Here is a 10859-nt window from a genome sequence, read left to right as displayed (position 1 = left end):
ACACGAAGCTGCTGCTGTCGAACACCGGCGGCTTCGGGCTGCTGGCGCAGGTGTCGGACATGGTCAGCCGGCAGCGCGGCGGCAAGAGCTTCGTGACGCTGGACGAGGGCGACAAGCTGCTGCCGCCGGTGCCGCTGGCGGCAGCGCACACGCAGGTGGCGTGCCTGAGCTTGAGCGGCCGGCTGCTGGTGTTCCCGCTCGACGAGCTGAAGCTGCAGGCCAACGGCGGCCGCGGGCTGACGCTGATGGAAGTGGATGCGAAGGATCCGCTGGTCTCCACCGCGACCTGCGCGGCCGCGCTGAAGGTGCTCGGCCTGGGCCGCGGCGGCAAGCCGAAGGAGGAAGACCTGAAGGGAGCGTCGCTCGCCGTCTATGGCGGCAAGCGGGCGCGCAAGGGGAAGGTGCTGGATGCGGGGATGAAGGCGCAGCGGGTGCTGGCGGGCTGATGCCAGGTTGATGGCGCGCCCGGCTCAGCGGCCGGGCGGCATGCTCACCGGTGGCGCGCCTGCTGCGCGTGTCGCCCGTCAGGGTGTGCAGTCCGCTTGCGCGGCGGTGATTTGCGTGGGGCCTTCGCCTCGGCGGCGGCCGGTGGTTCCGGCTGCACCTCCTGCGGCGGTGTCGGCGGCGTCAGCTGCCCGATCGCCGGAAAGGTGGGCACCGGCATCGCACCGAGCCAGAAGCTCCACATCGAGCGGCTCGCGCTCACCATGTGCTCCCAGCTGCGCGCCTGCCAGGCGGCCATCTGCTCCACGCCCCACGGGCCGTGCCAAGCCGGGGGCTCGGTGGCGGTGGGGTTGTCCTGGCGCGGCTCCCACCACGAGTTCCAGTGCCACATCATGATCGTGCTCCGGTAGCGGACGATGCTGTGAGCTTAGCCCTCGATGGCCGCGGGCGCCATCGGCGATTGACCCGCGGCCAGGGTGATCAGCGCCCGCRCAGCGCCGACAGCACCAGCAGCCCCGCCACGCCGAACACCGCGAGGCTCCAGAACTCGTAGGGCACGCCGATGATCGAGACCGCTGCCTCGGCGCAGCTGCCGGTCACCTGGAACACCGACGGCAGCAGCTTGTCGACGCCGATGCCGCTGATGATCTTGTCGGCGAAGGTCAGGTTGCACGAGGTCGATTTCGCGGCCACCAGGTTCTGGTACAGCGCTGCCGCGATCCCGCAGGCAGCCAGCAGCACCGAGATGCCGCCGAGCGCGACGCGCGGCCCGCCGCGCAGCCACGCGGCGACGATGCACAGCACCGCGATCAGCGTGAACAGCAGGCGCTGCAGGATGCACCACGGGCACGGGCGCATGTCGAAGACGTACTGCGAGAACAGCGCGATACCGACGGCGGCCAGGCACAGCAGCGCGACGGCGTACAGGCGCTGCGTGGCGCCGAACTTGAAAGTGGCCATCGTTCAGGCCACCTGCGCGATCAGCTCGATCTCGACGCAGGCGCCCATCGGCACCTGGGCCACGCCGAACGCGCTGCGTGCGTGCGCGCCCTTGTCGGCACCGAACACCTCGGCCAGCAGCTCCGAGCAGCCGTTGGTCACCAGGTGCTGCTCGGTGAACTCGCCGGTGCTGTTGACCAGGCTCATCACCTTGACGATGCGCTCGACCTTGTTCAGGTCGCCGCCGACGGCCGCCTGCAGCGTGCCCAGCAGGTCGATCGCGATCGCGCGCGCGGCGAGCTTGCCGGTGGCGGTGTCGGTGTCGAGGCCGAGCTTGCCGACCCAGGGCTTGCCGTCGCGCTTGGCGATGTGCCCGGACAGGAACACGAGGTTGCCGGTGCGCACGAAGGGCACGTAGGCGGCAGCGGGGGCGGACACCGACGGCAGTTCGATGCCGAGGGCTTTCAGGCGGTCGTAGACGGACATGGCGGGCAGGGCAGGTGGAGGAAGCGGGGGATCCTACACCTGGGGCTTTGGCTGAATGCGATGCGGGGTGACTCCTCCCCGGCGCGGGCACCTCAGCGCCCCAGCAGCCCCGCTGCCGTCAGGATCAGCTCGGCCATGTCGAACGGCTTGGCCAGGTGGGCCTGGTAGCCGGCGAGCAGCGATTTCTTGCGGTCCTCGGCGCGCGCGAAGGCGGTCAGCGCCACCGCCGGGATGCGCTCGTCGCGGCTCTCGTCGGCGCGCAGCGCCCGCATGAACTGGTAGCCGTCCATCTCGGGCATGCCGATGTCGCTGACGATCAGGTCCGGCCGGGCCGGCAGCACGGCCGCGAGCGCCTCCTGTGCCGACGCGAACGCGGTCACCTGGGCGCCCTGGTTCTCGAACATGCGCCGCAGCAGTTCGCGCGCATCGGGTTCGTCGTCGACGATGAAGACGTGCACGCCGCCGAGCCGGGGCAGCGGCGGCAGGTCCACGGCCCCGGCCCCGTCCGGCGACCCGGACTGCGCCGCCGCGGCCTGCTGCGGCTCCTGCGAGACCGGCAGCTCGACCACGAAGGTCGCTCCGTGGCCTTCGCCCGCGCTGCTCACCCGGATCGAGCCGCCGTGCAGCTCCACCAGCTGCCTGCAGATCGCGAGCCCCAGGCCCAGGCCGCCGAACGCCCGCGTCGTCGAGCTGTCCTGCTGCGAGAAGCGGTCGAACACGTGCGGCAGGTAGCTCGCCGGAATGCCGATGCCGCTGTCGCTGATGCTCAGCTCGAGGCGCGGGCCGATGCGCTGCAGCGTCACCTGCACCTGCCCGCCCTTCGGCGTGAACTTGATGGCATTGGTGAGCAGGTGGCGCAGGCCCTTGGCCTCGGCCGACGGCAGCGCCGAATCGACGGCCGCCTGCACCACGTCCAGCAGCGCGATCGGCTGCACATCGAGCCGGACCTTGCCGGCCATGATCCGGCTCAGGTCGAGCAGGTCGTCGATCAGCTTGACCTGGGCCCGGGCATTGCGATCGATCACGTCGATGGCGCGCTCCAGGTCCACCGGCTTGTCGGCCTGACCGGCGCGGCGCAGCACCTGCGTCCAGCCGAGGATGGCGCTGAGCGGCGTGCGCAGCTCGTGCGACAGCGTCGCGAGGAACTCGTCCTTCATGCGCGTCGCGCGCTGCGCCTCCATGCGGGCGCTGCGCTCGGCCTGCAGCAGTTCGTCGCGCTGGCGGCTGGCGAGCTCGGCGGCCTCGGCCTGCCGGCGCTCGGTGAGGTCGCGGGTCAGCTTGGCGAAGCCGAGCAGCCGGCCGTCTTCATGGCGCAGCGCGGTGATCGTGACGTTGGCCCACAGCATCGAGCCGTCCTTGCGCACCCGCCATCCTTCGTCGACGAAGCTGCCCTTCTCGGCAGCCACCTGCAGTTCGTGGTCGGGCCAGCCGCTCTCCCGCGCCTCGCGCGGGTAGAAGATCGAGAAGTGCCGGCCGATGATGTCGGCGGCGGTGTAGCCCTTGATGCGCTCGGCACCGACGTTCCAGGTCGCGATCCGGCCGTTGGGGTCGAGCATGAAGATCGCGTAGTCGGACACGCCTTCGACCAGCAGCCGGAACCGCTCTTCGCTGCGGCGCAGCGCTTCTTCATGATGGCGCCGCTGCGTCAGGTCGCGCGTGACCTTGGCGAAGCCGAGCAGCTGTCCGTCGGGGGCGCGCATCGCGGTGATCACGACGTTGGCCCAGAACTGCGAGCCGTCCTGGCGAACGCGCCAGCCTTCGTCCTCGAAGGTCCCGGTCGCCTGGGCCACCTCGAGCTCGTGCGCGGGCAGGCCGCGCGCCAGCGCCTCGGGCGGGTAGAAGCGCGAGAAGTGCTGGCCGATGATCTCGTGCGCGCGGTAGCCCTTGAAGCGCTCGGCACCGGCATTCCAGGTGACCACCCGGCCCTCGGGGTCGAGCATGAAGATGGCGTAGTCCCGCACGCTCTCGACAAGCAGGCGAAAGCGTTCTTCGTTGTGCTGCAAGGGCTCCGCAGGGTGATCGGCGGTCATGAGGCTGCACCCTAGCACAGCATGCCGCGGCCCGGCCCCGGGGGGGCGCTGCGGACGCTAGGCCTGGGTCGCGAGCCGCCGGACGATCGCGCCGTTGTCGTCGCAGATGCGCCGGAATGCCGCGCTGATGCGCGGGTCGTCGGCCGCCGCTTGCCAGAGCACCATCGCCGCCTGGGCGGCCTGTTGCCAGGCCTCGCGCTCCGACGGCAGCGGGCGCGGGGGCGCGAAGTTCTTCTCGGGCAGCTCCACGCCGCGCACCGGCGCGTACAGCATCGGCAGCACGTCGTAGGTCGGCGAGAGCTTCAGCCCGGGCACGAACGAGAGGTTGCCTTCGTGCATGTCGCTGTTGGCGGTGAGACGGCCGAAATGCCAGAGCCGCGCGATCTGGTCGTGCGTTTGCGCATCGATGAAGCCGAGCGCGAGCAACTGCGACGCTGCCTCCGTCCACGGGCGGCCGGCCAGGCCGAACATCGCACCGCTCAGCGCCGACCAGGAACACAGCGGCGAGCGCCCGAGCAGGCCATGCCGGTCGAAGCGCACGACCTCGAGGCAGGTCCGGTTGCCGGCGCGGTGGATCGTCGAGCGCGCCGCGGCCAGCCCGAGGTGTGCAGGAATGATCGTCGACGCCAGGTGCTCGCACACCAGCAGGTCCGACCAGCGTTGCGTGATCGCGGAATCGTCGGAGCCTGAGAACTTGACGATGACGTGCGCCGGCACGCCGTCCAGCAGACGCACGGCGGTGAACTTCGGGAACTCGCCGCCGGCCGACGAGCCGGCGTCGCCCGCCGTCATCGCGCGCTGCGCGAGTTGCGCATAGGCGGGCTCCACCTGCTCGTCCGCGATCAGGGCGGGTTCATGATCCTGCCTCGATTGCCACAGCCGGAAGGCCGCTTCGCCCAGGATGAAGTTGCCGCTCTGGTCCGCGCCCAGCAGCGACAAGGCGTACAGCGCATCGTCATCGGACCAGCGCGCCGGGTCTTCGCCGACCCCGAGCAGCGGCGCATGCTGGCGCGCGAACTGCCGGCCGAGGAAGCCCTGCGGCCGCAGGTCCTGCAGCGGGTAGGGGATGCCGTCGAACCAGCCGTCCTGCATGTCGGCATCCATCGGCCATTCGAACGGCTCGAGGAAGTCCACCGCGCAACCGTCGGGGTAGGTGAGGTGCAGGTGGGCGACTTCGGCCGCGTCGCCCTGCGCGTCGATGCGGTACAGCGGCAGCGGGCTCATGTCGCCGCGCAGTGCCCGGCGTGCGGCATAGGCGGTGCGGCGTGCGCTGCCGCGGGCGATGACGGCCGGCCCGGCGGCGCGCACGGCGCGCATCAGCGTCGGCCGGCTCACCTGCAGCAGCTCCAGCAGGCGGCCGGCCGGCATCCGCTGCCAGGTGCGCAGCGTGGAGACGAGGCGGTCGGCGATCGTCATGGTGAAACGATACTTTTCAGGTGGAAATTCGATTTCCTAGAGGCAGGTGTGCGTGAATCGTCGTCTTCAATGAAACGATTCATGTAACGATTATATCGACCCCGGCGGGGCCGTGTCAGCGCCGCTCCGACAGCTGCCTGATCGTCACCCGGCAGCGGATCCCGACCGCGCCGGCTTCCTTCCACTCGACCTCGCCGCCCAGCTGCTTCACCCGCTTGCGCACGCCGCCCAGCCCGAGCCCGTGGGCCCAGGCCTGCGGGCTGTGGCCGATGCCGTTGTCGGTGATCGTCAGCTCCAGCCGGTCCTGCAGCAGGTGGAACTCGATGTCGACGCGGCGCGCCTTCGCATGCGCGATCGCGTTGCTCACCAGCTCGCGCATCACGCGCGTCAGCGCCGACCACTGCACGACGGTCAGCGAGATGTCGCGGTCGAAGGTGAGGTTCCAGCCGAGTTCGATGTGCGCCGCGGTGAGCCGCTGCGTCAGGTCGGCCTTCCAYTCGGCGGCGGCGTGCGACAGCGGGTGGTTCGGCGCGGCGAGCCCGCGCGTCAGCGYCTTCAGGTCCTGCAGCGTGTGCCGCACGTACTCTTCCATCTCGGGCGACTGCGCCTTGTACATCAGCGTCAGCAGCCGCGCGCCGATGTCGTCGTGCAGGTCCTGCGCCAGGCGCAGCCGCTCTTCGCTGCGGCCTTGCTCCACCGCCTTGTCGAACGCGATCGCGCGGCGCAGCTGCTCGAGGATGCGTTCGGCCAGCCGCGCGTCTTCCGAGGTGAAGAGCCTGCGCCCGCGGTGCGCGAAGCGCAGCACCACCGAGCCAGGCAGCCCGTCGCCGACGCCCGGCAGCTGCGGCACCGGCACCACCAGCGTCGAGCCGTCGCCGGCCACGCGGGCGCTGCGGGTCGTCTTCTCGACCACCACCGCCTCCATCGGGTCGAACAGCTCGCGCAGCAGCTGCATCAACATGCCGGAGGCGCGCTCGGGGTGCGTCTCCACCTCGCGCGCCATGCGGTAGAGCTTCTCGAACATCCGCTCGGTCGTCAGCACGCTGCTGCCGAGCAGCTGGTTCAGGATCCACTGCCGCGCCCCGGCATAGATGCCCAGCGACAGGAACAGCGCCAGCGTCACCGAGGCGAACTGGCCGAGCGAGAACACCGCGACGAACAGCAGGTCGAGCGAGGTCGCGATCGTGCTGACCGCCGCCAGCAGCGAGAACTCGCGCATCACCTGCTGCGATTTCGACAGGAACGGCACCAGCAGCAGCAGCGACGCGAAGAACACGTACCAGATCGCCGGGCCGATGTTGACCATCTGCTGCTGCACCGCCGGCAGCCGGTGGCCGGCGGCGATGGCGATGGTCAGCAGCACCCAGGTGCTGATCGCCATCACGCCGAAGCGGCGCATCACGACCGCGAACGGGTGCGGCTCGCGCCGGTACCACCAGCTCAGCAGCGCGAGCGCTGCCAGCCCCAGCAGCGTGACGCCGCCCTGCGCCCACCACCACGCGCCGCGCAGCGATCCGCCGGCGCACAGCGCCGCCAGCAGCAGTGCGCTGCCCCAGCCGAGCCACGCGATGCGCCGCCCGCCGAGCGGCTGCTGATGCGCCGGGTAGGCGGCGTGCACCAGTGCCGCGGCGGTGAGCAGGTCGAACGCCAGGCGCAGCGGCATGTCCCAGCGCAGGAAGCCGAGCGGCAGGCCGAGCTGCAGCGTCGACTCGACGGCCATGCAGGCGAGGCTGCCGGCCTGGCACAGCGAGGCCACGGCATACAGCAGGTTGCGCATCGACGGCTTGGCCAGCAGCACCACCATCGCGACCAGGTACAGCGTCAGGCTCAGCGCCGACAGCACCCAGAACATCGAGCCCAGCCGCAGCAGCCCGCGCGGCTGCAGCGCGAGCTCCACCTGCCGTCCGCCGATGAAGAAGACCCGCACGCTGCTGCCGCCCACCACCGCGGCAACCTGCTGGTGCTGGTCGAACTGGCGTTCGCGCTGCGTGTCGCTCATGATCCAGCGCGGCGAGCGCTGCAGCGCCAGGCCGTCGACGATCGCGACCTGGCCGTTGTCGTTCAGCAGGCCGACGAGTGCGCGGCCTTCGAGCGGCTTCAGCGCGGCGTCGTCGGTGTGCACGAGCTCGACCTCGCCTTGCGCGCCGACGCGCCAGTCGGCCGGCAGGTGCGGCTGCGCGGCCAGCCAGCGGGCCGTCATCGYGAGGGCCACGCAGCCGAGCAGCGCGGCCACCACCAGCAGGCGCAGCCGCCAGCCCATCCAGCGCGACAGGCGCTGGTCGTCGCCGAGCGCGGGGTCGATCAGTCCGGAATCGAGTGCGGAGTCGGGGTGCAGGCTCGCCGGCCGCGTCGCGGGGTTGTCCATGCGCGGAGGTCAGCCCCGGCGGGCTGCGGTTCTAGACCAGACCCTGCTTGCTGGCCAGCACGGCCGCTTCGGCGCGGCTGGACACGTTGAGCTTCTTGTAGATCGACTTGATGTGGTCGTTGACCGTGAACCACTTGATGCCCATCAGGTTCGCGATCTCCTTGATCGTGAAGCCCTTGCTGAGGTAGGTCAGCACCTCGCTCTCGCGCGGGGTCAGGCGTTCATGGTCGAGCGGCGCGCCGCGGCCGAGCGGCATCGGGCGGCTGCTCTGGAAGCCCGACGGTGCCGGCTCGGACAGCCCGCCCATGCCGCCGGGCCCCTGGCGGAAGTGGCCGAGCAACCGGCGCGCGATGGCCGGTGACAGCGGCGGCTGGCCGCGCACGATCTTCTGCAGCTCCTCGACCAGCACCTCGAAGCGGTCTTCCTTCAGCAGGTAGCCGTCGGCACCGCATTGCAGCGCGGGGAACAGGTGGTCGTCGTCGGAGTACAGCGTGGTGACGATCTTGGTGGCCGGATAGCGGGCCAGCTCGGCCAGCAACTCCATGCCGTTGCCGTCGGGCAGCTCCAGGTCGACCAGGATCAGCTTGAACGGGTCGGTGGCGGCCTCGACCTTCTGCCGGTCGGGCAGGCCGATGTGGCGGCGCGCGCTCTCGAGGTCGCCGGCTTCGGTGATGGCGATCGTGTCGCTGAAGCTTTCGCGCACCACGCGGCACAGGAAGCTGCGGGCGACCGGGTTGTCTTCAACGATCAGGACCTTGATTGCCATGCCATGTGCCGGGAGCGTGCGCGACCTGCGATCGTAGCGCACTCCCCCTGCAACAAGCTGTGTCCAGCGGTGTTCTGCGCGGCTCGATCCCCCCTCGGGTGAAGGGGATCGGTCGACGTACCCGTCGGCCGAGGGGCGGTCATGTCACCAGCACGATCTTGCCCTGCACCTGCCGGCTGCCCATGCGGGTGAACGCATCCGACAGCGCGCTCATCGGCAGCGTGCGATCGATCGCCGGCTTGATCCTGCCCTGCGCATACCAGCCGGCCAGCTCGGCCAGCGCGCGGGCATTGTTCTTCGGCTCGCGGCGCGCGAACTCGCCCCAGAACACGCCGACGATGGACGCACCCTTCAGCAGCGCCAGGTTCAGCGGCAGCGCCGGGATGCCGCCCTGCGCGAAGCCGATCACCAGGTAGCGGCCGCGCCAGGCGATCGAGCGGAACACCGGTTCGGCCAGGTCGCCGCCTACGGGATCGTAGACCACGTCGGGGCCCTTGCCTTGCGTCAGCGCCTTCAGCTCCTCGCGCAGCTGGCCGCGGCTGTAGTTGATGGTCTCGTCGGCGCCGAGCTGCTTGCAGAAGGCGCACTTCTCGTCGCTGGACGCGGCGGCGATCACGCGTGCGCCCGCCGCCTTCGCGATCTGGATCGCCGCGCTGCCGACGCCGCCGGYCGCGCCGAGCACCAGCACGGTCTCGCCCGGCTGCAGCGCCGCACGGTCCATCAGCGCATGGTGCGTGGTGCCATAGGTGCACAGGAAGGCGGCCGCGTCCTCGAACGCAAAGCCCGGCGGCAGCGGCATCAGCAGCGCGGCGTTCACGCAGGCATGCGTCGCGAAACCACCGGTACCGGCGAACGCGGCGACCGCATCGCCGACCTTGAGGTGCTTGACGCCTTCGCCGACCGCATCGACCACGCCGGCGTATTCGGCACCGGGCACGAAGGGCAGCGGCGGCTTGATCTGGTACTTGTTCTGGACGATCAGCAGGTCCGGGAAGTTCAGGCTCGCGGCGCGGATCGCGACGCGCACCTCGCCGGCCGCGGGCTGCGGCGTGGGCAGTTCCTTCCAGGTCAGCGCTTCGGGGCCGATGGGGTTCTCGCACAGCCAGGCTTGCATGGGGTCGTCTCCTTGAATGTGGCGCCGGATGATAGGCAGGCTGCTCGCCGGCGTGCGTCGCGCAGGTGACGGCTTCCCACATCCCTACAATCGCCCGATGCGCATTCTGATCGCCAACGACGACGGCTACCTCGCCCCCGGCCTTGCGGCCCTGGTGAAAGCCTGCGAAGGGCTCGGCGAGATCGACGTGGTGGCACCGGAGCAGAACGCGAGCGGCACCTCGAACTCGCTGACGCTGCACCGGCCGCTGTCGGCCTTCACCGCCGCCAACGGCTTCCGCTACATCAACGGCACGCCGTCCGACTGCGTCCACGTCGCGCTGACCGGGCTGCTGCCGCGCCGGCCCGACCTGGTGCTCTCGGGCATCAACAACGGCGCCAACATGGGCGACGACACGCTCTATTCCGGCACGGTGGCGGCCGCGATGGAAGGCTTCCTGTTCGGCATCCCGGCGATCGCGTTCTCGCAGGTCGAGAAGGGCTGGGCGCAGGTCGATGCCGCCGCGCGGCTCGCGCGCTCGCTGGTCGAGCAGGTGCTCGCGAACCCGCCGGCACCGGGCGCGTGGCTGCTCAACGTCAACATCCCGAACCGGCCCGATGCGATCGAGCTGCCGCGCCGCATCACGCGGCTGGGCCGCCGGCATGCGAGCGAGCCGGTGATCTGCCAGCAGAACCCGCGCGGCGAGCCGATCTACTGGATCGGGCCGGCCGGCGATGCGCGCGAGGCCGGCGAGGGCACCGATTTCCACGCCACCGCGAACGGCTGCGTGTCGATCACGCCGCTGCAGGTCGACCTGACCGATCACGCCCGGCTGCCCGCGTGGCGGCAGTGGTCGCAGGCGGTGGGTTCATGAGCGAAGCCCCGAAGCGACCGAAGTTTCCGCTGCAACTCGATCGGCTCGCGCCGCCGGCCAAGGGCCGCGAGGTGCTGCGGCCGCAGCGGCCKGTGCAGCAGGCGGCGGCGGCCGCCACGCAGCGCGCGGTGCCGACCGGCCTCGGCCTCGATTCGGCCGGCGTGCGCCAGCGCATGGTCGACCGGCTGCGCGGTGGCGGCGTGCGCGACGAACTGGTACTCGGCGCGATGGCCCGCGTGCCGCGCCATGCCTTCGTCGACACSGCGCTGGTCAACCAGGCCTATGAAGACACCAGCCTGCCGATTGGCCTGGGGCAAACCATTTCCAAACCCAATGTGGTGGCCCGCATGCTGGAACTGCTGCGCCACGGCGCGGCCGGAAAGCTGGGGCGGGTGCTTGAAATCGGCACTGGCTGCGGCTACCAGGCCGCGGTGCTCAGCCATCTG

The 10859-nt window shown here is 70.7% G+C and carries 11 protein-coding genes; 3 read left to right on the top strand and 8 right to left on the bottom strand.

What is annotated here, in order from left to right:
• Nucleotides 1–446, top strand: a 446-nt coding sequence (locus AC1D12_RS17585; protein WP_477841859.1) for a DNA gyrase C-terminal beta-propeller domain-containing protein, incomplete at its 5' end; no start/stop codon positions are given.
• Nucleotides 447–490: 44 nt separating this feature from the next.
• Here AC1D12_RS17585 and AC1D12_RS17580 read toward each other — a convergent pair.
• The 8 genes from AC1D12_RS17580 to AC1D12_RS17545 form a co-directional block, all read right to left on the bottom strand.
• Nucleotides 491–838: a hypothetical protein gene (locus tag AC1D12_RS17580; RefSeq protein WP_477828472.1), complete on the bottom strand. Its 348-nt coding sequence runs from the start codon at nt 836–838 to the stop codon at nt 491–493.
• Between the two features lie 86 nt (nt 839–924).
• Nucleotides 925–1404 carry a disulfide bond formation protein B gene (locus AC1D12_RS17575; protein ID WP_477841857.1) on the bottom strand — a complete coding sequence of 160 codons (480 nt, stop codon included), beginning with the start codon at nt 1402–1404 and terminating at the stop codon, nt 925–927.
• Nucleotides 1405–1407: 3 nt separating this feature from the next.
• The gene (locus tag AC1D12_RS17570) at nt 1408–1869 is read right to left on the bottom strand and encodes a RidA family protein (protein ID WP_047511485.1); all 462 of its coding nucleotides are present in this window, start codon (nt 1867–1869) and stop codon (nt 1408–1410) included.
• A 92-nt stretch (nt 1870–1961) separates the two neighbouring features.
• A complete protein-coding gene (locus tag AC1D12_RS17565; protein WP_477841855.1) occupies nt 1962–3899 on the bottom strand; it encodes a PAS domain S-box protein in 1938 nt (645 codons plus the stop codon).
• A gap of 57 nt (nt 3900–3956) precedes the next feature.
• Nucleotides 3957–5315 (bottom strand): type II toxin-antitoxin system HipA family toxin YjjJ, encoded by a 1359-nt coding sequence (gene yjjJ / locus AC1D12_RS17560; RefSeq protein WP_477841853.1) that lies wholly within the window; start codon nt 5313–5315, stop codon nt 3957–3959.
• Between the two features lie 115 nt (nt 5316–5430).
• Nucleotides 5431–7680, bottom strand: coding sequence for a sensor histidine kinase (locus AC1D12_RS17555; protein WP_477841851.1), 2250 nt, complete (start codon nt 7678–7680; stop codon nt 5431–5433).
• Between the two features lie 31 nt (nt 7681–7711).
• The gene (locus tag AC1D12_RS17550) at nt 7712–8446 is read right to left on the bottom strand and encodes a LuxR C-terminal-related transcriptional regulator (protein WP_047511496.1); all 735 of its coding nucleotides are present in this window, start codon (nt 8444–8446) and stop codon (nt 7712–7714) included.
• 139 nt (nt 8447–8585) lie between these two features.
• A complete protein-coding gene (locus tag AC1D12_RS17545) occupies nt 8586–9560 on the bottom strand; it encodes an NADPH:quinone oxidoreductase family protein (RefSeq protein WP_477841849.1) in 975 nt (324 codons plus the stop codon).
• A gap of 97 nt (nt 9561–9657) precedes the next feature.
• On the opposite strand from AC1D12_RS17545, the gene surE reads away from it, so the two are divergent.
• Both surE and AC1D12_RS17535 read left to right on the top strand, forming a co-directional pair.
• The gene (gene surE / locus AC1D12_RS17540; protein WP_047511503.1) at nt 9658–10413 is read left to right on the top strand and encodes a 5'/3'-nucleotidase SurE; all 756 of its coding nucleotides are present in this window, start codon (nt 9658–9660) and stop codon (nt 10411–10413) included.
• Nucleotides 10410–10859, top strand: a 450-nt coding sequence (locus tag AC1D12_RS17535) for a protein-L-isoaspartate O-methyltransferase family protein (protein WP_477841846.1), incomplete at its 3' end; no start/stop codon positions are given. The genes surE and AC1D12_RS17535, both read left to right, overlap by 4 nt.

The sequence above is a fragment of the Rhizobacter sp. P1_G5 genome, assembly GCF_056405435.1.
Note: the sequence above shows the minus strand (reverse complement) of the source record. Positions and strands in the feature narration are given on the sequence as shown.

Coding starts and splice junctions, on each gene's coding strand:
- AC1D12_RS17580 (WP_477828472.1), bottom strand. CDS start 838: ATGATGTGGCACTGGAACTCGTGGTGGGAGCCGCGCCAGGACAACCCC.
- AC1D12_RS17570 (WP_047511485.1), bottom strand. CDS start 1,869: ATGTCCGTCTACGACCGCCTGAAAGCCCTCGGCATCGAACTGCCGTCG.
- AC1D12_RS17565 (WP_477841855.1), bottom strand. CDS start 3,899: ATGACCGCCGATCACCCTGCGGAGCCCTTGCAGCACAACGAAGAACGC.
- yjjJ (WP_477841853.1), bottom strand. CDS start 5,315: ATGACGATCGCCGACCGCCTCGTCTCCACGCTGCGCACCTGGCAGCGG.
- AC1D12_RS17550 (WP_047511496.1), bottom strand. CDS start 8,446: ATGGCAATCAAGGTCCTGATCGTTGAAGACAACCCGGTCGCCCGCAGC.
- surE (WP_047511503.1), top strand. CDS start 9,658: ATGCGCATTCTGATCGCCAACGACGACGGCTACCTCGCCCCCGGCCTT.